Here is a 22,149-nt window from a genome sequence, read left to right on the forward strand (position 1 = left end):
CCCTAGCGTGACCCCATGACTACTACGACTCCCGAAGCGCGCGACCCCGAACTGCCCGGACGGCTGCTGGCCGCCGAGCGCGACGCCCTCGTACCGCTGCTGCGGGCCCGGCCGGACGCGGACTTCGCGCTGCCGACCGCCGGGTGCCCGGGATGGACCGTGCGGGACGTGCTCGCGCACTGTTCGTCCGCGCTGATGCGGGTGGTGGAGAGCCGGTTCGAGAAGGGCGTCTTCTCGCCCGAGGCCAACGACCGGGACATCGCCGAACGGGCCGCGTGGACCAACCAGCAGGTCGTCGACGAGCTGGAGCGCGGGATGACCGAGGCCGGACCGGCGATCGCCGAGGCGGGCGGGATCCTCGACATGGTCGCGCTGGGCGAGTGGGTGCACGCCGGCGACGTGCGCGAGGTGTGGGGCGAGCCGGGCGCCTACGCCGGCGCCGGGCTCCCGGACGCGCTCACTCTGCTCGCCCGGATCACCCGGGAGAAGGGCCGGGTGCCGCTCCACGCCGACCTGGAGGACGTGGACGAGCCGCTGCTGCTGGGCGAGGTGAGCGGGGAGCGGACACCGGCCCGTTTCATCGGCGGGGCCGCCACCCTCGTACGGCTGTACGCGGGGCGTCCGGTGCCGAAGGAGGCGTCGTACGAACTGGTGGGCGCGGAGGCGGGGGACCTGAACATCTTTGGCTGAGGGGCGTCGTCGTGCGGGCGGCGGCAGGGGCGTAGTCTTTGAATTGGACTAGACCTGTCTGCCGAAGTCGTACCGTCCGCCCGATCGACGAATGGGGTCCCATGAGCAAGCGTGCAGTCCTGGAGGTGATCGCCCTCGACGCCGAGGACGCGGTCGCCGCCCAGGCCGGAGGCGCGGACCGCCTCGAACTGGTCACCGACATGGCGGCCGACGGCCTCACCCCCGAGGCCGCCACGTTCACCGCGATCCGCGCCGCCGTCGACATCTCGCTGCGCGTGATGCTGCGGCTGGCGGACGGGTTCGCGGCGGGTGACGTGGGACGCGTGGTCCGGGCGGCACGCCGGATGCGGGAGGCGGGCGCCGAGGAGTTCGTGCTCGGGTTCCTCGACGACGAGGGCTGCGTCGACCTCGCCACGGTGGAGCGGGTCGTGGCCGAGCTGGACGGCTGCCGCTGGACCTTCCACCGGGCGATCGACCACACCGCCGACCGGGACGGGCTGCGCAAGCGGCTGGACGGGCTGCCGGGCCTGGACACCATCCTCACCGCCGGCTCGGCCGCGGGCGTCGACGACGGGCTCCCCACCCTGCTCACCGAGGCGGCCAGGGGCGGGGAACCCGGCTACGAGCAGCAACTGCTGGTGGGCGGCGGCCTCCGCCTGGACCACGTGCCCCGCCTGCGCACCGCCGGCATCGACGCCTTCCACATCGGCGGCGCGGCCCGGCGCGGCGGCTGGGACACACCGGTGTCCGCCGAGGCGGTCGGCCAGTGGCGCCGAGCCCTGGACGGCACGGCACCGCGCTAGCGGCTCACCCCTCCAGCTGGGGCGGCAGTGGTGCCGTGTGGGTGACGATCAGGCCGGAGACGGCTCGGGTCAGGGCCACGTACAGGCGCCGCAGCCCCGTCCGCTCGTCCGGCTCGCCGTCCACGACAGCCTGCGGCTCGTCCAGTACGACGTAGTCGTACTCCAGGCCCTTGGCGAGCGAGGCCGGGACCAGGGTGAGGCGGGTCTCGGCCGTCGTCTCCTCGCCCGGGGCCAGGTGGCCGATCCCGGCCGCCGACAGCGCCTCGGCCAGCGCGGGCACGCGGGCGTCCGCGGCGATCAGGCCCGTCGAGCCCTCGTTGCGCAGCAACTCCTCGCACGCGGCGACCACTTCGGCCGCCTCCGAGGTCGTCCGCACCGAGAAGAAGCCGGGGTTCTCCCGCACCGACGCGACCGGCGTGAGACCGGGGGCGATGTGCGGCAGCAGACGGGAGGCGTAGGTGATGACGTCCGTCGGGACGCGGAAACCGGCCGTCAGTTCCTCGATCACGCCGTCGGCCTTGCCCAGGTGCGCGAGGGCCTCGTCCCAACTCCGGGTCGCCCAGGGCGTGGTGCCCTGCGCCAGGTCGCCGAGGACCGTCGCCGAGCCCGTGGTGCAGCGGCGGCCGACGGCGCGGTACTGCATGGGGGACAGGTCCTGCGCCTCGTCCAGGACCACATGGCCCAGGGAGTGGGTGCGCTGCACGATGTCGGTCGTCTCGTCGATCAGCACGGCGTCCGCGGGCGACCACCTGGCCGCCTTCACGCTCCTGACCGGCTTCGCCCACAGGATCGTCTTGCGCTCCTCCTCGGTGAGGACGCCCTCCGCGTGCTCGGCCAGGAAGTCGGCGTCCGACAGCAGCCGCAGCACCAGCTTCGCCGGGTCGACCGGCGGCCAGACCTGCTTCACCGCCGCCTTCACCGCCGCGTTGCGGGCCACCGCGTCCTGCACCCGGTCGTCCGGCGCCTCGCCGGAGCGCTCCATCTGCACCAGCACCGCGTGCGCGATGCGCTGCGGAAGGGCCTCGCGGGCGGCGCCGTAGCGGATGTCCCGGTCCAGCAACTCGCGGACGATGTCCTGCAGTTCGTACGCCGGGACCCGCCAGCGGCGTGAGCCGCGCACCACGACGACCGGCTCGGTGGGCATCGTCACGTGCGCGTAGACGGCCCGCCGCAGGACCTGGGCCATCCGCGCGTCGCCCTTGACGACCGCGGCCGCCGCGTCGTCCGCGCCGCGCACCTCCACCTGCGCCACCAGGTCGTCCACCGTCGCCTGCTGCACGGTCAACTCGCCCAGCGCGGGCAGCACCTGCTCGATGTAGTGCAGGAAGGACCGGTTCGGCCCGATGACGAGCGTGCCGGTGCGGGCGAGGCGCTCGCGGTGGGCGTACAGCAGATAGGCGACCCGGTGCAGGCCGACGGCCGTCTTCCCGGTGCCCGGGCCTCCCTGCACGCACACCGTGCCGCCGAGCCCGGACCGCACGATCTCGTCCTGCTCCGGCTGGATGGTGGCGACGATGTCCCGCATCGGACCGACGCGCGGGCGCTCGATCTCCTGCTGGAGCAGCTTGCTGGTGCGCGCCGCCTCCGCCGGGTCGGAGAGGTGCTCGTCCTCGTACGCGGTGATCTCGCCGCGTGTGTAGCCGAAGCGGCGGCGCAGCGCGACGTCCATGGGGTCCTTCTTGGACGCCCGGTAGAACGGCTGCGAGACCGGCGCCCGCCAGTCGATGACCATGGGGTCGCCGTCGTGGTCGTGCACGTGCCGGCGCCCGATGTAGAAGCGTTCGCCGTACGCCCCCTCGGCCTGCTCCGCGCCGGGGGCGTGCAGGTAGTCGAGGCGGCCGAAGAACAGCGGGGTGTCGCTGAGGTCGGCCAGCGCCTTGATCCGCTCGTCGATCTGGCGGGCCAGGACCTCGGCGTTGACCCAGTTCGCGGTGACGTCCTTGATGTCGAGCGACTCGACGTCCTCGCGCATGGCACGCAGCGCGGCCCGCGATGCGGCGAGGTGGGAGCGCTCGCGGGAGAGGGGGTCGTCGAGGGGGGCGGGGTCGTCGACGGACGTGGACAAGGGGGTGCCTCCGAGGGTGCCGCGGGGTGGGTGGCTGCTGCGAGGTGCCGGCCGGTTTCCGTCCGGTCGGCGGCGCTCCGTCGAGGAGGCGGGCAAGAGCGGAGATTTTAGGCGAGGTGACCGTGCGGCGGCCAACCGGTTTTTCCGGGCCCGCCCGGCCGGCCCGGCTCGCATCCCGGCTCCCCCTAGGGGTTCACCCTTCCCTCCCCGGGTGGAGGCGCTCGCCCACAGGGGGTACCCAGGTATCACAGCAAGTGGGGACCTTGGGCCGATGCTCTCCTTATGTCCGGGACGCCACCATGGATACATGAGTGCAGCGACCATCACCCCGGCCCCCGGTCGCCCGTCCGGTGCGACCCCCGTCTCCGACCTCCACGGCACCCACCGCCTCGGCAACGCCCTCCGCGCGATCCGGGTCTTCGCCGGCGCCGCCTTCGACGTCGTCATACTCGGCGAGTACGGCGAGGAAGCGGGCGTCCGCCGCAAGTGAGCCGCGGGACCCGAGGCCATCCGGCCGCTCGGCCACCTGAGTAGGTGACCACCCGCGGGATGAGTATCCGCACCGGTGCCCCGCCCCGCGGCGCCCCGGTTCACTGCCCGTATGACCACACAGCACTTCGCGGCACAGCCCCCGGCCTCCGCGGACCCGGCCGGGCGGGACCCCAGGGCCTGGATCGCGCCACTGGTCGCGACGGTCCTCCTGGTGTTCCTGGGACCCGCAGCGGTGTTCTTCGGCGGCCTGTCCGCGATGGCGACGGACGCCTGCGGCCCCGACGACTGCTCGCCGGCACTCACCACGCACCTGAACCTGATCTACGGCACCCTCGAGTACGGCACCCTGCCCACCGTCGCCGCGCTGCTGGCGGCCTGGGTCCTGCCCTGGCAGCCGCGCTGGCTGCCCGTCCGCGTCCTCGCCGCCGTCGCCGCCCTGCTCCCGGCGCTGTTCGTCCTGCTGATGGTGTTCACCCTGCCCGCCCCCTGACGGCGAGGCCTCAGCCCCCCGCCAGGATCTCGTCGGCGTCCACGATCCGGTAGGCGTACCCCTGCTCCGCGAGGAACCGCTGCCGGTGCGCGGCGAAGTCCTGGTCGATGGTGTCCCGGGCGACCACCGAGTAGAAGTGCGCCTGGTGGCCGTCGGCCTTCGGCCGCAGCACCCGCCCCAGCCGCTGGGCCTCCTCCTGGCGCGAACCGAAGGTGCCGGACACCTGGATCGCGACCGTCGCCTCCGGCAGGTCGATGGAGAAGTTCGCGACCTTCGACACCACCAGCACGCTGATCTCGCCCTCGCGGAAGGCGTCGAAGAGCTTCTCGCGCTGGGCGTTGGAGGTCTCGCCCTTGATGACGGGCGCGTTCAGGTGCTCGCCCAGCTCGTCGAGCTGGTCGATGTACTGGCCGATGACGAGGATCTGCTGCCCGGCGAAGCGGCGTACCAGCGCCTCGGTGACCTTCCGCTTGGTCGCGGTGGTCGCGCAGAAGCGGTACTTCTCCTCCTGCTCGGCGGTGGCGTACGCGAGCCGCTCGGAGTCGGTGAGGTTGACCCGGACCTCCACGCAGTCGGCCGGGGCGATGTAGCCCTGCGCCTCGATCTCCTTCCACGGAGCGTCGAACCGCTTGGGGCCGATCAGCGAGAACACGTCCGACTCACGGCCGTCCTCGCGCACCAGGGTCGCCGTCAGCCCGAGCCGGCGCCGCGCCTGGAGGTCGGCGGTGAACTTGAACACCGGGGCCGGCAGCAGGTGCACCTCGTCGTAGACGATCAGCCCCCAGTCCCGGGAGTCGAACAGCTCCAGGTGCGGATAGACGCCCTTCCGCTTCGTCGTCAGCACCTGGTACGTGGCGATGGTGACGGGCCGGATCTCCTTGCGGGTCCCGCTGTACTCGCCGATCTCGTCCTCGGTCAGCGAGGTCCGCTTCACCAGCTCGTGCTTCCACTGCCGGGCGGAGACGGTGTTGGTGACGAGGATCAGCGTCGTGGACTTGGCCTGCGCCATCGACCCGGCGCCCACCAGCGTCTTGCCGGCCCCGCAGGGCAGCACGACGACCCCGCTGCCGCCGTGCCAGAAGTTCTCCACCGCCTGCTTCTGGTAGGGCCGCAGCGCCCAGCCGTCCTCGGCGAGCTCGATCGGGTGCGCCTCGCCGTCGACGTACCCGGCGAGGTCCTCGGCCGGCCAGCCCAGCTTCAGCAGGGTCTGCTTGATCTGCCCGCGCTCGGAGGGGTGCACGGCGACGGTGTCGGGGTCGATGCGGGCCCCGACCAGCGGCGCGACGCGCCTGGAGCGCAGCACCTCCTCCAGCACCGGCCGGTCGGTGGTGGTCAGCACCAGGCCGTGCGCGGGGTCCTTGCTCAGCGTCAGCCGGCCGTAGCGGTCCATCGTCTCGGCGACGTCCACGAGCAGGGCGTGCGGCACCGGGTAGCGGCTGAACTGCACCAGCGCGTCGACGACCTGCTCGGCGTCGTGCCCGGCGGCACGCGCGTTCCACAGCCCCAGCGGAGTCATCCGGTAGGTGTGGATGTGCTCGGGCGCCCGCTCCAGCTCCGCGAAGACCGCGATGGCACGACGGCACTCGTCGGCCCGCTCGTGGTCGACCTCCAGGAGCAGGGTCTTGTCGGACTGGACGATGAGAGGACCGTTCACCTACGCACTTCCCTTCCGCACGGCCAAACGTCCAGTGTGCCTCAATCGCGGGCGATCAGGGCCGGTCGGCCGTCGGCTCCGCCAGCCGGCGCAGGTGGGGGCCGTACTCGGGGTCGGCGAGGGCGTGGGCGAACTGGGCGGTCAGATAGGCCAGCGGGTTGCCGGTGTCGTACCAGCGGCCCTGGATGACCTGGCCGTAGGCGGCCTTGGTGGCGGCGTAGGCGTTGATGGCGTCGGTGAGGTAGATCTCGCCGGTGCGGTGCTCGTACCAGGCGCTGGTCTGCTTGCGCAGTTCCTCGACGATCCCCGGGGTGATGACGTAGCCGCCGATGGCCGCGAAGGCGGAGGGCGCGTCCTGCGGCTTGGGCTTCTCCACCAGGCCGGTGATGCGCAGCAGGCCGTCGCCCAGGTCCTCCTTGACGCGCGGGACGCCGTAGCGCTGGGAGTCGGCCGGGTCCATGGGGAGCAGGGCGAGGACGGGGCAGCTGGTGGCCTCGTAGGCGCGGATGAGCTGCTGGGCGCGCGGGACCTCGGCGACGAACACGTCGTCCGGCCACAGGACGAGCACGGGTTCGTCGCCGACGTTGCGGGCCGCGTTGAGCACGGGGGTGCCGTTGCCGTACGGGCCGTGCTGGTCGAGGTAGGTGATGTGGCCGCGCCGGGACAGTTCGGCGACCTCCTCCACGGCGTCCGCGTAGGCCGTCTTGCCGTCCGCCCGCAGCTGGGCGACGAGCGCGGGATTCGGCCGGAAATGGTCCTGGATCAGGCCCTTGCCGCCGGAGACGACGATCGTGATGTCGGTGATCCCGGAGGCGACCAGCTCGCGCACGGTGTGCTCGATGACCGGCTTGTCGCCGACCGGCAGCATCTCCTTGGGGATCGCCTTGGTGAGGGGGAGCAGGCGGGAGCCCAGCCCGGCGGCGGGGATGACTGCGCGGCGGATCGTCGTGGCCATGGGGTCCGTCCCTTTCGTCGGTCGTGGTCCGTCAGGACACTGCCCCTGCCGGGCCGCGCGGAGGCATGCGGAGGTCGGGTTCACGCCTCGTCGGCGAGTTCGGCCACCCCCGTCACCCGGTGCAGCGGGTACGTGCGCACCTCGTCCGCGGTGTGGTCGTACGCCGTCACGAAGCCGCCCTCGACGCGGATGGGGGCGATGACGCGCTGGCTGGCGGCGCCCTCGGCGTTGACGTAGCCGATCCACAGCGCCTCGCCGGTCAGTACGGCCGCCTGCATGGTGGCGAGGGTCTCGGCGGAGCCGGTACGGGGCAGGTCGCCGCCGGCGAGCGGGGCGGCGGTGGGCTTGCGCGGGGCCGTGGCGGCCAGGTCACCGGCCCGGATGGCGCGGATCGCGGCCGCGAGCAGGGTGGCGTCCGGGGTGGGCGGGCCGTCGGGGACCGGCTCGGGGGGTGTGCGCGGCGGGGTGCGGTGGGCGTCGGCGCGGGTGATCAGGACGTCGCCCTCGGCGGACTCGGCGGCCGGCGCGAAGCCCATCGCGCGCAGGCCCTCCAGCAGGGCGGCCGGATCGGCCTGGGCGGCGAGCACGGTGGGGGCGAGGCGGCGCAGGCGCAGGGCGGCGGCCCGCTTGTCGGCCATGATCTCGTTGAGCAGGGCGTCGTCGTCGCAGCGCACGTACGCCGAGGCCGCGCCGACCCTGAGGTGCCCGTGCCGGCGGGCCACGTCGTCGATGAGGTAGGTCAGTGGCTGCGGGACCGGCGTACGGGAGTGCGCGGCGAGGAAGGCGTGCAGGTCGGCGGCGGCCTGCCCGGCGTCCAGAGCGCGGCGCACGGAGCCGGGCGTGAACCGGTAGACGGTCGCCCCGCCCTTGGACTCGACGTCCGCGAGCACCCCGAGCATGGCGGCGAGCGGCCGCTGCAGCGGGCCGGGCGCCACGGCCGTGAGGTCGGCCTGGAGCAGCACGTGGTCGAGGGGGTCGGGCAGCAGCGGGGCGAGCAGCCGGGCGGCGGCCGCGGAGGCGACTGCCTGCTCGGCGGGGGAGAGGGGCTCCACGACGACCGGCGTGTGGTGCACGGGGAGCTTGTCGCCGGGTCCGGAGGGCTCCGCCGCCTTGTCGGCGGCTGGCGCCGGGGCCCCCAGCAGGGCCCGGCCGTGGGCGGAGAGCGCTCCGCGCCCGGTCACCCCGAGCAGTTCCGCCTCCGACAGGGTCCAGCGGGCGAGCCGGGCCCGCAGGTCGTCCTCGCGGCGCTGCGGCCGCTCCCAGGCCAGCCGGGCCAGCACCGACTCCGCCGACGGCACCGCGCCCTGCGGCAGTCCGGCCAGCAGGGTCAGCACCCGGTGGCGCACCTCCGGCGCGGCGGACCGGTCGAGGCCGGGGCCCAGCGCCGACAGCGTGCGGTCCTTCGCGTCCCGCCCGCCCACCAGCCCCGCCGTCCGCGTCGCCGTCAGCCACGCCTCCGCGAGCCTGGTCCAGCGCAGGTCGGCGGGCTGCTGCAGCCACTCGTCGTGCGCCGGGGTCGCCGCGAACCGCTCGTCGGCCTCCCCGTCGGACGCCAACAGCCCTGCGGCGTAGGCGAGTTCGACCCAGAAGGCGGCGACGGGCTCGGCGACGTCGAGGGCGACGGCGGTCCGCTTGAGGTCCCGCACGCTCAGCCCGCCCGCGCGCAGCACGGCGGGGCCGCCCTCGTCCCAGTCCTTGAGCAGCTCCTCGACGGTGGCCAGCGCGGTGTACGCCTGACCGGCCGCCGTCGTGTCCACAACCTGTGGACGGTGCACGGCCGTCGCCTCCAGGGCGGGCGGCATCGGTTCGGTCGTGCGGTGCGCGCGGCCCGCGCGCAGGTGCAGGGCGACCTCGCGGGGCAGCACGACCGTGCCGGGCGCGGTGGGCAGCAGCAGCCCGCGGTCCAGCAGCCAGCGCAGCCGGGGCGCCGGGTCGGCGGTGACCTGGCCGTACGGCGGCCCCCACACCAGCCGGTCGAGCACCTCGCGGGACTCCGCGGGCGCCTCGGCGAGCAGGGCGGCCATGCGCGCGCGGTCGCTGAACAGACCGGTCAGCGCGGCGACGGCGGAGACCGAGTCGTGCGTCGTGGCCAGGCCCGCCTTCGTCACGATCTCCTGGACGCGGCCCGGCGACATGCCCGCCGTGGCCTCCTGCACCGTGGGCCCGAGCCCCGTCGGGGAGGGGTGCTGCGGAGAGGGCGCGAGCAGCTCGCGGGCCGTCCGCACCAGCCGCAGCCGCTCGTCGTCGCCCCACACCAGCGCCTGCGCGCGCAGGGTGCCCAGGGCACGGGGGAGCGCGGCGGCGACGGCCGGCTCGCCCCGGTCGCCGGTCATCAGGCCGAGCAGTTCCCCGTACGACGCCGGGTCCCCGGCGACCGCCAGCGCCTGCGCCGTCTGCAGCGCGAACCGGTCCAGTCGTTCCAGGGCGCGCACGACCGAGGCCCGGGTGCCGGCCCGGGTGGCCAGCTGCGTGAGATCGGTGGGCACGGGGGTGATGAGATCGGGGCGGGCACGCAGCAGCTCCGACAGGGAGGCGTCGTCCCTGAGCCGGAGCGCCTCTGCGAGGGAACGTGGGCCGGGGGTGCTCATCTGACCCACGTTAGCGGGTACGAGATGGGGGCGTTCCGCTACGAAAGGGGCGGACGGGCGGAGAACGGGGTGTTCACCTGCGCTACCGTCGTCGCGACGGGGTATCCAACGCACCCGCCCCGGAGGGGACTTCGTGGGTATCGAGAGCGACAAGGTCGTCTACGAGTATCTGAGCCGGGTCGGCGACGTGGCGCAGCAGCGGCAGTTGCCCTCGGCCGCGCGGATGCGGCTGGTCTCGGAGCTGCGCAACGAGATCGACCGGCGGCGGGCCAAGGCCACCGTCGACAGCCCGGCCGCGGTGCGCCGGATCATCAACCGGCTCGGCAGCCCCGACGAGGTCGTCACGGCGGCCGGTGGCACCCCTTCCGCGGGAGCCGACGCCACCCCCACGCACGTGCCGGTGCAGCGGGACGACGAACCGGCGGCGGAGGAGCCGCGCAAGGGCCTGCGCCGGGTCGTGCCGCGCCCGCGCCCGAGCGGACCGGTGCCCCTGGACAAGCCGTCCGCCCCCGCCGACGCACCCACCCCGCCGCACCTCGCCGGCGCGCACGAACTCGGCGGCAGCGCGACCCGGCCCGACTGGTGGCGGGTGGACGGCACCCGCTTCGGCGACAGCCTGCCTCCGGGGTTCACCGGCGGTGTGGAGATCCCCGACCTGCTCAGGGCCCCACGCCCGCAGGAGGAGCGGGAGCCGGAGCCCGCGGCCGAGAAGACCGTGGAGCCCGTGCCGGAGGCCGTGCCCGAGGCCGTGGCGCCCGTCGCCGCCCGCCGCCGGTTCCTTGCGCTCCCCTCCGGCCGCTGGAGCAACCCGCTCCTGCTGATCGCCGCCGGACTGCTCGTCGCCGGCGCGATCCTCGGCAACTGGTTCGCCCTGCTGCTCGGCTGGCTCATCGCCTACGCCTCCCGCCGCCTGACCCAGAACGAGTCCAAGTGGGCGGTCGCCGGCATGCCGGGCCTGGCGGTGACGGCGGGAGTGGTGTGGCTGTGGGGCCGCAACGACGGCCGCTGGGGCGACCCCATCGCGCAGGGCCACATGAACGACGCGATCTCCCAGACCTGGCCGTGGGTGGTACGGGGCGCGGCGGTGCTGTCGGCGCTGTACGTCGTCTGGCGCTCGCAGCGCAAGGCGTAGGCGTGCGGACGATGTACGTGTAGGTCACACCGGGCGGTCGCCCGGCCGTCGTACGGGCCCGGCACAATGGCCCATATGGCCACCACGACCCAGCCCGCCCTCACCGTCGGCTTCGACCTCGACATGACCCTCATCGACTCCCGGCCCGGCATCCACGCCTGCTACCGGGCGCTGTCCGAGCGGACGGGGACGTACATCGACGCCGACCTCGCGGTCACCCGGCTCGGGCCGCCGCTGGCCGAGGAACTGGTCAACTGGTTCCCGGCGGAGCGCATCGAGGAGATGGCCGATCTGTACCGGTCGATGTACCCGGCGATCGCGATCGCCGCGACGCCCGCGATGACCGGCGCGCGCGAGGCCGTCGACGCGGTGCGGGCGGCCGGCGGACGGGCGATCGTCGTGACCGCCAAGTACGAGCCGAACGCCCGGCTGCACCTGGAGCACCTCGGCATCCGGCCCGACGAACTGGTCGGTGACCTGTGGGCCGAGGGGAAGGCCCTGGCGCTGCGCGAGCACGCCGCCGGGGTCTACGTCGGCGACCACACCGGCGATGTGCGCGGGGCGCGCACGGCCGAGGCCCTGTCGGTGGCCGTGGCGACCGGGCCGTGCAGCGCGGAGGAACTGACGGCGGCGGGGGCCGACGTCGTCCTCGGGGATCTCACGGAATTCCCGGCGTGGCTGGCCGAATACGACCGGTCCGGCTCCTATCGGCCCGCCCGCGCCTGACGCCGTCCGGCCGCGATGGAACGCAGCACTCCGGCGGCGGCGATCAGGAAGCCGACACCCATGAGCATGCTCAGTCCGAACATGAACGTGGGAAATGGTTTCGCGTGCAGAAGCAGTGGAGCCACCGTGACCAGAGTGGCCACGGCGCCGATGAAGAACACGATGGCTCCGGCACGGATCAGTCGGTCACCGGGCGCGGCGGAATTCGTTTGGGTTTTGTCACGCACCGGACCAGGGTAGTTCCCAGCGCGAAGGAACAACCCGGCGACGTCTTGTCACCCGCCTGAAGACCATTAGCCTTGGTACCGGCGGGTCCGCGACGACCCGCCCGAGTGCTATCAAGAGCCGTTTCCGAAGCAGTTTTCCGACGAGTACGAGGACGAGGACAGACGTGCCTACCGGCAAGGTCAAGTGGTTCAACAGCGAGAAGGGCTTCGGCTTTCTCTCCCGTGACGACGGCGGTGACGTCTTCGTCCATTCCTCGGTCCTTCCCGCCGGAGTGGAGACGCTCAAGCCCGGTCAGCGAGTGGAGTTCGGCGTGGTCGCCGGACAGCGCGGTGACCAGGCCCTCTCGGTGACGGTTCTGGACCCGACCCCGTCGGTCGCGGCGGCCACCCGCAAGAAGCCGGACGAACTGGCCTCGATCGTCCAGGATTTGACGACTCTTCTCGAGAACATCACGCCGATGCTCGAGCGGGGCCGCTACCCGGAGAAGACCGCCGGAAAGAAGATCGCCGGTCTGTTGCGCGCGGTCGCCGACCAACTCGACGTGTAACACCGCGGACCGGCCGGCATGGGCGAGACACGGACCGACTCCGGCGCCGGGGCCACCACCGGGGCCCCGTCCGCCGAGCTGCTCGAACGCATCCGGCGGCAGCGACGCCAGACCCTGGAGCTGCTCACGGTCTCCGCCGTCGGCCTGGTCCCGTGGACGATCCTGCTGTGGTTCACGCTGCCCAGCGGCTACACGGTCCGCCAGTGGCGCACGGCCTGGGTCGGCTTCGACGCCCTGCTGGTGCTCTCGATGGCGAGCACCGCCGTCCTGGGCTGGCGCCGCCACCGCGCGGTCGCCGTGGCGGCCACCGCGACCGCGGCGCTGCTGCTGTGCGACGCCTGGTTCGACGTGTCCCTGGCGCTGGGCACGCCGGACGTGTGGCTCTCGGCGGCCCTCGCGGTGGTCGTGGAGGTCCCGCTGGCCGTCTTCCTCCTGCGCAAGGTCTTCTCCATGCTCTCCCTGGCCCACTGGCCACCCCGCACGCCTCTCGCAGACGGTGACCAGGAGGCTCTCAAGGGGCGCGAGGAGCGGCGCGACTAGCCCCGACGAGCCCGCGGCCGCCCGACGGCCGGCCGCGGCACCCCGGTGGGCGCCGTCACGGGAAAGCCAGCGCCTCCGGTCCCAGCGCCGGGACCAGGCCCTCGGCCGCCGCCCGCGTGAGCAACCCCCGTACCGCCGCGTACCCGTCGTCGCCCAGGTCGGCCGTGAACTCGTTGACGTACAGCCCGATGTGCTGGTCGGCGACGGCCGGGTCCATCTCCTGCGCGTGCTCCATGACGTACGGCCGGGACACCTCGGGCGCGTCCCACGCAGCCCGCACGGACGTACGAATGGACGCGGCCAGCGACTGAAGCGTCGGCGCGCCCAGCGACCGCTTGGCGATGATCGCGCCCAGAGGGATGGGCAGCCCGGTGGTGTCCTCCCAGTGCTCGCCCATGTCCGCGAGCTTGTGCAGCCCGTAGTTCCGGTACGTGAAGCGCGCCTCGTGGATGACGAGACCGGCGTCGACCTTCCCGTCCCGCACGGCGGGCATGATCTCGTGGAAGGGCAGGACGACGATCTCGCCCACCCCGCCCGGCAGGGTGTCCGCCGCCCACAGCCGGAACAGCAGGTACGCCGTCGACTTCTCGCTCGGCACCGCGACCGTGCGCCCCGTGAGGTCGGCCCCGGGCTCCCGCGTGAGCACCAGCGGCCCGCAGCCCCGCCCCAGCGCACCGCCGCACGGCAGCAGGGCGTACTCGTCGAGGACGTACGGCAGCACCGCGTACGACACCTTCAGCACGTCGAACTCGCCGCGCTCGGCCATGCCGTTGGTGACGTCGATGTCGGCGAAGGTCACGTCGAGGGCGGGGGCGCCGGGCACCCGGCCGTGGGCGAGGGCGTCGAAGACGAAGGTGTCGTTCGGGCAGGGCGAGTACGCGATCCGCAGGGGCTGCTCACTGGTCATACGGGTTCCAACTCTCCAGGACGGGCCCGAGCTTCCCGAAGGCCGCCGTCAGGGCGGCGAGGGCGTCGCCGATGCGCCAGGCGGCGCGGTCGCGCGGGCCGACGGGGTTGGAGACCGCCCGGATCTCCAGCACGGGCACACGGTGGGCGGCGGCCGCCTCGGCCACCCCGAAGCCCTCCATCGCCTCGGCGAGCGCACGAGGGTGGCGGGCGCGGAGCTCGGCGGCCCGCTCGGCGGTGCCGGTGACCGTGGAGACGGTGAGGACGGCGCCGGGGCGTGCGCCGGTGGCGCTCACGATGTCTCGTACGAGTGTTTCCGGCGGACGGTGGGTGACGGTCCCGAAGCCGAGCTCCGTCACCGGCACGAACCCGTCGGCCGTCTCCGCCCCGAGGTCGGCCGCGGTGATCTCGTCGGCGACGACGAGCGAGCCGACGGGCGCCTCGGGCGGGAAGCCGCCGGCGATGCCGGCCGAGACGACCAGGCCGTAGGGGGCGCCTTCGAGGGCGGCGGTGGTCAGCGCGGTCGCGGTGGAGGCGGCCGCGAGGGCGGGCCCCACCCCGGCGGCGATCACCGTCACCGCGTCGCCGGCGAACGCCCCGGCCACCGCGTCCCGTTCGGCCGGGACGGCGGTGGCCACCAGGACACGTACGGCAGACGTGATCAGTCGTCCTTCTTCAGCTTGAACGACCACAGGCCCGTCACGCCCGTGCCGCTCTTCTTGCCGTCGCCGGCCTTGATGGACACCAGCGTGGAGTTGCCCGTGGCGCCGTACTGCTGGTTGAAGAAGACGCTGCCGGGGATGGTGCGGTAGGTCTTGTCGCTGTCCTCGGTGAGCGGCTGACCGTTCATCAGGATCGTCCACCGCTTGTCGGCGATCTTCGGGTCGACGCCGAAGCGGACCGTCTCGTCGGGGTCGACCTTGATGGACTTGATGTCGGAGTCCTTCAGGCACTTCGCCAGGTCCATGGCGTTCAGGTTCTTGCTCTCACCACCGCACGTGGCCTCCGAGCTGACCGAGGAACGGCCGACCGTGACCGTCGACAGCGGGGTCGGCTTGTCGCAGGCCGACAGGACGAGCAGTCCGGCGGAAACGGCGCCGGCGGCGGCGACGGCACGGCGGCGTCGCACAACGGCGCGGACATGTGCGGCTCCGCCGCGTGGCATGGAGGTCATGGCGGAAGGCTATAGGGAGCGCCTGACGCTCTCCTTACCTGGGGTGCGACGTGCCTGTGTGTTACGCCACGCGGGGCTTGCTCCCGCCCCCGTGCCGGGCCGAGGTCAGCAGCCCCCGCACCGTCGTCAGCCACCCAGCGGCGAGGACCGCGGCGGCCACGCACAGCCCCGCCGTGCCGTTGAGCGGCATCACGATGCCGATCGCGCCGCCCAGCACCCAGGCCATCTGCAGCATGGTCTCCGAGCGCGCGAACGCCGAGGTGCGCACCAGCTCCGGCACGTCCCGCTGGATCAGCGCGTCCAGGGACAGCTTGGCCAGCGCCAGGCAGAAGCCGGTCGTCGCTGTGAGACACGCCACGAGGAACGCGCCGAAGAAGATCGCCGCGACGATCGCCGCGCCCAGCACCACGGCCAGCACGGTGACGATGATGATCTCCGGGGCCCGCTGCCGCAGCCACGCACCGACGGCCGTGCCGAGCGCGTTGCCCGCGCCGGCCGCGACCGCCACCATGCCCAGCGACACGGCCGCGCTGGAGCCGGTCAGCGGGTGCTCGCGCAGCAGGAACGCGAGGAAGAAGGTCAGGAAGCCGGACAGCCAGCGCAGGGCGGCGTTGGCGCCGAGCGCGTGCGTGACCGCCAGGCCGACGGTCCGCAGGCCGGGCCGCTTGACGGGCTGCCGGTGCGGGCCGTGCAGGTGCGCCTCGTCCGCGGCGAGCAGCGCGATGTCCTCGCCCTTGGCCGAGTCGACCTTGGGGGCCAGCGTGAAGGACAGGAACATGCCCCAGATGTAGATCACGAAGGCGCCGTACAGCGGCCAGCGCGGTCCGATGGCGTGCAGCCCGGCGCCGATGGGGGCGGCCACGCCGGTGGCGAGGAGACCGCCGAGGGTGACGCGGGAGTTGGCCTTCACCAGCGAGAAGCGCGGCGGAAGCAGCCGGGGCACCACGGCACTTCTGACCACGCCGTACGCCTTCGACGCGACCAGCACGCCGAGCGCCGCCGGATACAGCTGCAGGCTGCCCGTGGAGACGGCACTGGCGATGATCAGCGCGAGCAGGGCGCGGGCCAGCATGGAGGCGGCCATCGCGGCGCGGCGGCCGTGCGGAAGCCGGTCCAGGAGCGGTCCGATGACGGGGGCGAGCACGGTGAACGGCGCCATCGTGATCGCGAGGTAGAGCGCGACGCGCCCGCGGGCCTCGTCCGTCGGCACGGAGAAGAAGACGGTGGAGGCCAGCGCGATGGTGATCATCAGATCGCCGGCGCCGTTCACGGCGTGCAGTTCGATCAGCTTGCCGAGACCCGACTCGCCCGCGCCGTGCGCGTGCGTGGCCCGTCTGATGCCCCGGGCGGTCCCGGTCACCGGGAAGTGCAGGGCACGCCCGACGGCGCGGACGGACCCGCCGAACCGGCCCGAACCGCCACCACGACTGCTGCCCTTGATCCCACCGACCCCGGTGGCTCCTTGGGGCGTCCTTGCGGCTGCCACCCCGTCATAGTGCCCCGAGAAAGCCGTGTGTAGTGCGGTTACCGCGCGTATGGCCGCGTACTTCGCGCGTCGCGGGACCATCGCGGGACGAGTGGACGGGGCCAAACGTCCCGTCGGTGTAGGCCAGGAGGTCGCGAGAAGGTAGCGTGCGTAGCGCGTCGTGGCGAACGTTCTCGGCCGCGCGCCTCAACGACATCCCGCAGAATGGATGCATGAGGTGCGCCCGAGCGCGATCGGGCGTGGACGTCGACGCGGTCCTTCGGTCCGCTCCGTCCGCTCCCGCCGCCTTCAGGCCGGCGCACCCGAGTGACGGCGTAGGAGAGAAGCGATACCTGTGAGCGCAGCGACAACGCGAAGCCGCACCCCCGACCGCCTGTGTGCCGAGGCCGTCGACCTCGCCCGCGCCGCAGCCGAGGAGGCCGCCGCGCCCGGCGTGGTGGGGGAGCACTCCGGACTGGTCTCCGAGGGAGACCGGGTCGTCACGCACTTCTTCGAGTGCAAGGAGCTCGGGTACCGCGGCTGGCGCTGGGCGGTCACGGTGGCGCGCGCGTCCCGCGCGAAGATCGTGACCCTGGACGAGGTCGTCCTGCTGCCCGGGCCCGACGCGCTGCTCGCCCCGGAGTGGGTGCCGTGGAGCGAGCGCCTGCGCCCCGGCGACATGGGCCCGGGGGATCTCCTCCCCACGGACGCCGAGGACCTGCGCCTGGAGCCCGGCTACTCCGGCGAGGACGAGCCGCCGCCGGCCTCCCCGGTCTCCGAGGAGATGGCGGAGCTGGTCGAGGCGGAGGACGCGGAGGTCACCGGGGGCACCCCGGCGAACCTTCCGGTCGTCCCGATCCGCGGCACGATCGCGTCGGTGGCCGAGGAACTCGGCATGCGCCGGGCCCGGGTCCTGTCGCGCTACGGCCTGCACATCGCCGCGGACCGCTGGGAGGAGGCGTACGGCGCGAAGACGCCGATGGCCCAGGCGGCCCCCGCGGCCTGCGTCAGCTGCGGCTTCCTGCAGCCGATCGGCGGCTCGCTCGGCCAGGCCTTCGGCGTCTGCGCGAACGAGTTCTCCCCGGCGGACGGCCGCGTGGTCTCCCTCGCCTACGGCTGCGGCGGCCACTCGGAGGCGGCGGTCATGCCCAAGCCCCCGGTCCCGCCCCCGCCGGTGATCGACGAGACCAGGGTCGACCCCTTCCCCCTCCGCCCCTCGGCCGACTCCGGCTCGGTCTCCCTCCTCCCGGACGAGGACACAGCGGAACTGGGCCACTCCTGACCGACCCCCTCGCCCCACTGCGCTCCGGCCCGGGGCAGTCAGACCGCACGGCGGTCGGTCGAATCGGCGCCGCGCGGACCGGGGCCCGTCTTCGGCGGCCGGTGGTCGAGTCGGAGCCGCGCGGGCCGGGGCGGGCCCTCGGCGGCCGGGCCGTCGAGTCGGTGCTGTGCAGATCCTCGGGGGGCCGTCCGTCGCCTCGGTGGAGGTTGCGGTCGGTGGAGGTCGGTTGGGCGGCCTGACCGGCCCCTGGACGTGTCCCGTGCCTCACGGCGGTACCTTCGTGCTCACGTCGACGAGGAGAGTGAACGTGAGCAAGTTCGTGCGGCCCGCCGCCGAGGGCGCGGACCCCTTCGGGACCGCCCGTCTCAGGCGAGGCGTCCTCGATGCCTGGGCCACCAGCCCCGCCCGCTTCCGTGAGGACGCCAACGCCGAGGAGGACCTGGTCCTCGGCGGGTACCGGGACCGGCTCGTCGTCGAGCTCGCCCAGAACGCCGCCGACGCCGCGGCCCGGGCGGGAGTGCCCGGCCGGCTCCGTCTCACCCTCCGCGAGGGCGTCCTCGTCGCCGCCAACACCGGCGCCCCGCTGGACGCGGCCGGCGTCGAGTCGCTGGCCACCCTGCGTGCCTCCGCCAAGCGGGACACCGGCGAAGGCGCCGTAGGACGGTTCGGCGTCGGATTCGCCGCCGTCCTCGCCGTCACCGACGAGCCCGCCGTGGTCGGCCGGCACGGCGGCGTGCGCTGGTCCCTCGCCGAGGCCCGCGACCTGGCCGCCGACACCGCCCGGCACAGCCCCGGGCTCGGCGACGAGATCCGCCGCCGGGACGGGCACGTGCCGCTGCTGCGGCTGCCGTTCGCCGCCGAGGGCACCGCCCCGGACCCGTACGACACGGCCGTGATCCTCCCGCTGCGCGACGCCGCCGCCACCGACCTCGCCGAGCGGCTGCTGAACGCCGTCGACGACGCCCTCCTGCTCGCCCTGCCCGGCCTCGCGGAGGTCGTGGTGGAGACGGACACCGTCCGCACCCTCAGCCGCACCGCCGACGGCCCCTTCACGGTCGTGGAGGACTCCGGCAGCGGCACCACCCGCTGGCGCACCTCCGCCGCGCACGGCCCCCTCACCCCCGACCTTCTCGCCGGCCGCCCGGTGGAGGAGCGCCTGCGCCCCCACTGGTCGGTGACCTGGGCCGTGCCCGTCGAACCCGACGGCGCTCCCGGCCGCCCGCGCACCAGCGCCGTCCTGCACGCCCCGACGCCGAGCGACGAGCCGCTGGGCGTGCCCGCGCTGCTCATCGCGTCCTTCCCGCTGGACACCACCCGCCGGCACGCCGCCCCCGGCCCGCTCACCGACTTCCTCGTGCAGCGCGCGGCCGACGCCTACACCGAACTCCTCGCCCACTGGCGGCCCGTGGGCGAGGGGATCATCGCGCTCGTCCCCGGCCCGCTGGGCAAGGGGGAGCTGGACGGAGCCCTGCGCGCGGCGATCCTGGAGCGGCTGCCGCGCACCTCCTTCCTCCCGCCGGCGCTCGAACCCGCCGGCGACGACCCCGACCTGCCCGAGTCCCTGCGCCCCCGTGACGCCGAGGTCGTCGAGGGCGCCGGCGCCGACACGGTCCGGGTGCTCGCCGAGGTGCTGCCGACCCTGCTGCCCGCCGGGCTCGAACGGCGTGTGGAGCTGCGGACGCTGGGCGTGGCCCGGGTGCCGCTGACGGACGCCGTGGACCGGCTGGCCGGGCTGGAGAAGGAGCCGGGCTGGTGGCGGCGGCTCTACGACAGCCTCGCCGGCGTCGACCCCGACCGGCTGTCCGGACTGCCCGTGCCGCTCGCCGACGGCCGGACCACCATCGGCCCCCGGCAGGTGCTGCTGCCCACCCCGGACGCGGCCCGCATCGACCCGGAGGTCCTCGCCCGCCTCGGCCTGAAGGTCGCCCACCCGGACGCCGCCCACCCCCTCCTGGAGAAGCTCGGCGCGCTCCCCGCGACCGCGCGCGCCGTCCTGACCACGCCGCAGGTCCGTGCCGCGGTCGCCGCCTCCCTCGACGACGAGGGCGGCATCGACTGGGAGCAGGACGCGCCGGACGCCGAGGAGCTGGCCGACACCGTCCTCGCCCTCGTGCGGGACGCCGGGCTGGAGCCGGGCGACGAGCCCTGGCTGGGCGCGCTGGCCCTGCACGACGAGGACGGGGAACTGGCGCCCGCGGGCGAGCTCGTCCTGCCCGGCAGCCCCTTCCACCAGGTCATGCGCGAGGGCGAACTCGCCTGCGTGGATGCCGGGTTGGCGGAGAGGTGGGGCGAACAGCCGCTGGCAGCCTGCGGTGTGCTCGCGAACTTCGCACTGGTGCGGGCCACGGACGTCGTCCTCGACCCGGACGAACTGGAGCCGCGCGACGGCGACTTCGCCGAGCCCGACGACGCGGGTCTCCTCGACGCCGTGGACGTGTGGAGCGAGGACGTCCTCGACCGCTTCCCGGACGCGCCGGTGCCGCCGGTCGCCACCGAACTGGTCGCCGTACGCGACCTGGACCTGGTGGACGACGACAAGTGGCCGCAGGCGCTGTCCCTGCTGGCCCGGCCGCCGCTGCGGGACGCGCTCACGCAGCCCGTGCGGATCCTGCTGCACGACGGCACGCACGAAACCGTCCGGCCCTACACCGCCTGGTGGTTGCGCGGGCACCCGGTCCTCGACGGCCGCCGCCCCGCCGGCCTGCTGGCCTCCGGCGGCGACCCGCTGCTGCGCGGCCTGTACGACGAGGCCGACGCGACCGGCTTCGACGACGAGCAGGTGCTGCGGGCGCTGGGCGTACGGACGTCGGTCGCCGCGCTGCTCGACGAGCCGGGCGGCGCCGCCGAACTGCTCGACCGCCTCGCCGACCCCGACCGTCGGATCACCGGCGCCCAACTGCACGCCCTCTACGGTGCGTTGGCCGAGCTGGACCCGGAGCAGGTGACCCTGCCCGACGAGCTGCGGGCCGTCGTCGACGGCCGGGTCGAGGTCGTGGACGCGGCCGACGCGGTGGTGTGCGACTCGCCCGACCTGCTGCCCTTCACCGAGGGTGTGCCGCTGCTGCCGGTGCGGCCCGCGCGGGCGGCCGAGCTGGCGGAGCTGTTCCAGGTGCGGCGGCTGAGCGAGTCGGTGACGGGAGTGGTGGACTCCGAGGGCGCCGAGCACGACGTACCGGAGTCGGTGCGGGTGCTGCTGGGCCCCCGTACCCCGACGACGTACGTCGAACACGACGAACTCGTCGTGGACGGCGTGGCGTTGGACTGGCGGCTGACCGGCGACGGCGTCCTGCACGCGGCCACCCTGGAGGGTGTCGCCGCGGGCCTGGCCTGGGGGGCCGGCCAGTGGCCGCGCCGCTTCGAGGTGGCGGCCCTGCTGGAGGACCCCTCGCGCACGGAGGAACTGGCCCGGGACCGCTGGTTCGACTGACGCACCCCGTCGCCGCAACCGGACGTCCATGATCTCAAAATTTTCCGCACAAATTCTTTACTCCCGTACAACCATTCCCTTCTCTCGTGGATCTGATCACGCGAGTCAACAGACTCATCGATCACTTGGGCCCCGGCCGGCCGGGGGACGACCACCGTCCGGGGTCCCATTCCACGTGGGGAACACATGCGTATTCGTGCCACCGTGGCCGCCCTTTCCGGCGCCCTGGCCCTCTCCGCCCTCGCCGTGCCCGCGGCGCACGCCGACGAGGTCGAGGGTGACACCACCATCTCGAACGTCGTGGTGAACGGCGGCAAGGCGGTCGTCGTCGGACCGACCACGACGAAGACGATCACCGTCAGCTTCACCGTCAAGGACGCCTCCGGCGTCGACTGGGCCCAGGCGATCCTGTACCACGGGGCGAACATCGACTCGTCCGACAGCGGCGCCGTCGCCAACAGCAGCGACCACCGCGCCACCTGCACCGCCGTCAACGCCACCACCAAGACGTGCAAGTCGACCTTCGACATGGAGCCCGGCTACAACCTGATCAACAAGGTGGCCGGCGGCTGGAAGGTCTGGGCGATCGCCACGGGCAAGGACGCGGACTACGTCCAGAAGGACAACGCCAAGTCCTTCTCCGTCCAGCGCGCCTCGAAGCTGACGGTCGACGCCTCGCCGGAGCCGGTCACCAAGGGCAAGACCATCACGGTCACCGGCAAGCTCTCCCGCGCCAACTGGGAGAGCGGCGCCTACGCCGGCTACTCCGGCCAGCCGGTGAAGCTGCAGTTCCGCAAGAAGGGCTCCAGCAGCTACACGACGCTGAAGACCATCACGTCGAGCTCGACGGGCAGCCTGAAGACCACGACGAAGGCCACGGCCGACGGCTACTTCCGGTACTCCTTCGCCGGCACCTCGACCACCCCGGCGGTCAGCGCCTCCGGTGACTACGTCGACGTGCGATAAGCGGCGTCACCCCCCCCGC

Annotated in this window: 20 protein-coding genes; 11 read left to right on the forward strand and 9 right to left on the reverse strand. The window is 73.7% G+C overall.

Features of this window, described 5'->3' with window-relative positions; genetic code table 11:
* Positions 1-15 precede the first annotated feature (15 nt).
* Complete coding sequence (locus M8J74_RS08620; RefSeq protein WP_249835817.1) at positions 16-690, forward strand: maleylpyruvate isomerase family mycothiol-dependent enzyme; 675 nt, start codon at positions 16-18, stop codon at positions 688-690.
* A 101-nt stretch (positions 691-791) separates the two neighbouring features.
* Entirely contained in the window at positions 792-1,493 is a 702-nt protein-coding gene (locus M8J74_RS08625) for a copper homeostasis protein CutC (protein ID WP_249835818.1), read from the forward strand.
* Positions 1,494-1,497: 4 nt separating this feature from the next.
* Here M8J74_RS08625 and M8J74_RS08630 read toward each other — a convergent pair whose 3' ends face one another.
* Positions 1,498-3,558 (reverse strand): HelD family protein, encoded by a 2,061-nt coding sequence (locus tag M8J74_RS08630; RefSeq protein WP_372500139.1) that lies wholly within the window; start codon positions 3,556-3,558, stop codon positions 1,498-1,500.
* A 307-nt stretch (positions 3,559-3,865) separates the two neighbouring features.
* Between M8J74_RS08630 and M8J74_RS08635 the strand changes: the two genes are divergently transcribed.
* Entirely contained in the window at positions 3,866-4,048 is a 183-nt protein-coding gene (locus M8J74_RS08635; protein WP_200705676.1) for a hypothetical protein, read from the forward strand.
* A 111-nt stretch (positions 4,049-4,159) separates the two neighbouring features.
* Entirely contained in the window at positions 4,160-4,540 is a 381-nt protein-coding gene (locus M8J74_RS08640; RefSeq protein WP_249835819.1) for a hypothetical protein, read from the forward strand.
* Between the two features lie 10 nt (positions 4,541-4,550).
* Here M8J74_RS08640 and M8J74_RS08645 read toward each other — a convergent pair whose 3' ends face one another.
* The 3 genes from M8J74_RS08645 to M8J74_RS08655 all read right to left on the reverse strand — a co-directional run bounded on the left by M8J74_RS08645 (position 4,551) and on the right by M8J74_RS08655 (position 9,737).
* Positions 4,551-6,194: a DNA repair helicase XPB gene (locus tag M8J74_RS08645; protein ID WP_249835820.1), complete on the reverse strand. Its 1,644-nt coding sequence runs from the start codon at positions 6,192-6,194 to the stop codon at positions 4,551-4,553.
* A gap of 55 nt (positions 6,195-6,249) precedes the next feature.
* A complete protein-coding gene (locus M8J74_RS08650) occupies positions 6,250-7,149 on the reverse strand; it encodes a UTP--glucose-1-phosphate uridylyltransferase (RefSeq protein ID WP_249835821.1) in 900 nt (299 codons plus the stop codon).
* 80 nt (positions 7,150-7,229) lie between these two features.
* Positions 7,230-9,737: a helicase C-terminal domain-containing protein gene (locus tag M8J74_RS08655; protein ID WP_249835822.1), complete on the reverse strand. Its 2,508-nt coding sequence runs from the start codon at positions 9,735-9,737 to the stop codon at positions 7,230-7,232.
* A 133-nt stretch (positions 9,738-9,870) separates the two neighbouring features.
* Here M8J74_RS08655 and M8J74_RS08660 point away from each other — a divergent pair, with 133 nt between their 5' ends.
* Positions 9,871-10,869 carry a hypothetical protein gene (locus M8J74_RS08660; RefSeq protein WP_249835823.1) on the forward strand — a complete coding sequence of 333 codons (999 nt, stop codon included), beginning with the start codon at positions 9,871-9,873 and terminating at the stop codon, positions 10,867-10,869.
* Positions 10,870-10,935: 66 nt separating this feature from the next.
* Complete coding sequence (locus M8J74_RS08665; protein WP_249835824.1) at positions 10,936-11,595, forward strand: HAD family hydrolase; 660 nt, start codon at positions 10,936-10,938, stop codon at positions 11,593-11,595.
* Here the strand turns inward: M8J74_RS08665 and M8J74_RS08670 are convergent.
* Positions 11,574-11,822, reverse strand: a complete 249-nt coding sequence (locus tag M8J74_RS08670; protein WP_058924653.1) for a hypothetical protein — start codon at positions 11,820-11,822, stop codon at positions 11,574-11,576. The two genes, M8J74_RS08665 and M8J74_RS08670, sit on opposite strands and share 22 nt — an antisense overlap.
* 164 nt (positions 11,823-11,986) lie before the next feature.
* On the opposite strand from M8J74_RS08670, the gene M8J74_RS44445 reads away from it, so the two are divergent.
* Together M8J74_RS44445 and M8J74_RS08680 are read left to right on the forward strand one after the other, a co-directional pair.
* Positions 11,987-12,370: a cold-shock protein gene (locus M8J74_RS44445; protein ID WP_058924654.1), complete on the forward strand. Its 384-nt coding sequence runs from the start codon at positions 11,987-11,989 to the stop codon at positions 12,368-12,370.
* Positions 12,371-12,388: 18 nt separating this feature from the next.
* Positions 12,389-12,910 (forward strand): hypothetical protein, encoded by a 522-nt coding sequence (locus tag M8J74_RS08680; RefSeq protein WP_249835825.1) that lies wholly within the window; start codon positions 12,389-12,391, stop codon positions 12,908-12,910.
* Positions 12,911-12,965: 55 nt separating this feature from the next.
* Here M8J74_RS08680 and M8J74_RS08685 read toward each other — a convergent pair whose 3' ends face one another.
* From M8J74_RS08685 to M8J74_RS08700, 4 genes are all read right to left on the reverse strand, one after another.
* Positions 12,966-13,817 (reverse strand): 1,4-dihydroxy-6-naphtoate synthase, encoded by an 852-nt coding sequence (locus tag M8J74_RS08685; RefSeq protein WP_249835826.1) that lies wholly within the window; start codon positions 13,815-13,817, stop codon positions 12,966-12,968.
* The gene (locus tag M8J74_RS08690; protein WP_308406020.1) at positions 13,807-14,508 is read right to left on the reverse strand and encodes a futalosine hydrolase; all 702 of its coding nucleotides are present in this window, start codon (positions 14,506-14,508) and stop codon (positions 13,807-13,809) included. The genes M8J74_RS08685 and M8J74_RS08690 overlap by 11 nt, the downstream gene beginning before the upstream one ends.
* Complete coding sequence (locus tag M8J74_RS08695; RefSeq protein WP_249835828.1) at positions 14,478-14,990, reverse strand: DUF2771 domain-containing protein; 513 nt, start codon at positions 14,988-14,990, stop codon at positions 14,478-14,480. The genes M8J74_RS08690 and M8J74_RS08695 overlap by 31 nt, the downstream gene beginning before the upstream one ends.
* Positions 14,991-15,051: 61 nt before the next feature.
* A complete protein-coding gene (locus M8J74_RS08700; RefSeq protein ID WP_249835829.1) occupies positions 15,052-16,476 on the reverse strand; it encodes an MFS transporter in 1,425 nt (474 codons plus the stop codon).
* Between the two features lie 334 nt (positions 16,477-16,810).
* On the opposite strand from M8J74_RS08700, the gene M8J74_RS08705 reads away from it, so the two are divergent.
* From M8J74_RS08705 to M8J74_RS08715, 3 genes are all read left to right on the forward strand, one after another.
* Positions 16,811-17,737 carry a DUF3027 domain-containing protein gene (locus tag M8J74_RS08705; protein ID WP_249835830.1) on the forward strand — a complete coding sequence of 309 codons (927 nt, stop codon included), beginning with the start codon at positions 16,811-16,813 and terminating at the stop codon, positions 17,735-17,737.
* A gap of 307 nt (positions 17,738-18,044) precedes the next feature.
* On the forward strand, positions 18,045-21,164 hold the full coding sequence (locus M8J74_RS08710; RefSeq protein ID WP_249835831.1) for a sacsin N-terminal ATP-binding-like domain-containing protein: 3,120 nt from the start codon (positions 18,045-18,047) through the stop codon (positions 21,162-21,164).
* A gap of 186 nt (positions 21,165-21,350) precedes the next feature.
* Positions 21,351-22,130 carry a calcium-binding protein gene (locus tag M8J74_RS08715; RefSeq protein WP_249835832.1) on the forward strand — a complete coding sequence of 260 codons (780 nt, stop codon included), beginning with the start codon at positions 21,351-21,353 and terminating at the stop codon, positions 22,128-22,130.
* The last annotated feature ends 19 nt before the right edge of the window (positions 22,131-22,149 follow it).

Origin of the sequence: Streptomyces panaciradicis (assembly GCF_023516615.1) — a bacterium.
Classification (GTDB): Bacteria; Actinomycetota; Actinomycetes; order Streptomycetales; family Streptomycetaceae; genus Streptomyces; species Streptomyces panaciradicis.

What these genes read in the sequence shown, in the direction of transcription:
- M8J74_RS08620 (WP_249835817.1), top strand. Translation starts at nt 16, where the DNA reads ATGACTACTACGACTCCCGAAGCGCGCGACCCCGAACTGCCCGGACGG.
- M8J74_RS08625 (WP_249835818.1), top strand. Translation starts at nt 792, where the DNA reads ATGAGCAAGCGTGCAGTCCTGGAGGTGATCGCCCTCGACGCCGAGGAC.
- M8J74_RS08635 (WP_200705676.1), top strand. Translation starts at nt 3,866, where the DNA reads ATGAGTGCAGCGACCATCACCCCGGCCCCCGGTCGCCCGTCCGGTGCG.
- M8J74_RS08640 (WP_249835819.1), top strand. Translation starts at nt 4,160, where the DNA reads ATGACCACACAGCACTTCGCGGCACAGCCCCCGGCCTCCGCGGACCCG.
- M8J74_RS08650 (WP_249835821.1), bottom strand. Translation starts at nt 7,149, where the DNA reads ATGGCCACGACGATCCGCCGCGCAGTCATCCCCGCCGCCGGGCTGGGC.
- M8J74_RS08655 (WP_249835822.1), bottom strand. Translation starts at nt 9,737, where the DNA reads ATGAGCACCCCCGGCCCACGTTCCCTCGCAGAGGCGCTCCGGCTCAGG.
- M8J74_RS08665 (WP_249835824.1), top strand. Translation starts at nt 10,936, where the DNA reads ATGGCCCATATGGCCACCACGACCCAGCCCGCCCTCACCGTCGGCTTC.
- M8J74_RS08680 (WP_249835825.1), top strand. Translation starts at nt 12,389, where the DNA reads ATGGGCGAGACACGGACCGACTCCGGCGCCGGGGCCACCACCGGGGCC.
- M8J74_RS08685 (WP_249835826.1), bottom strand. Translation starts at nt 13,817, where the DNA reads ATGACCAGTGAGCAGCCCCTGCGGATCGCGTACTCGCCCTGCCCGAAC.
- M8J74_RS08695 (WP_249835828.1), bottom strand. Translation starts at nt 14,990, where the DNA reads ATGACCTCCATGCCACGCGGCGGAGCCGCACATGTCCGCGCCGTTGTG.
- M8J74_RS08715 (WP_249835832.1), top strand. Translation starts at nt 21,351, where the DNA reads ATGCGTATTCGTGCCACCGTGGCCGCCCTTTCCGGCGCCCTGGCCCTC.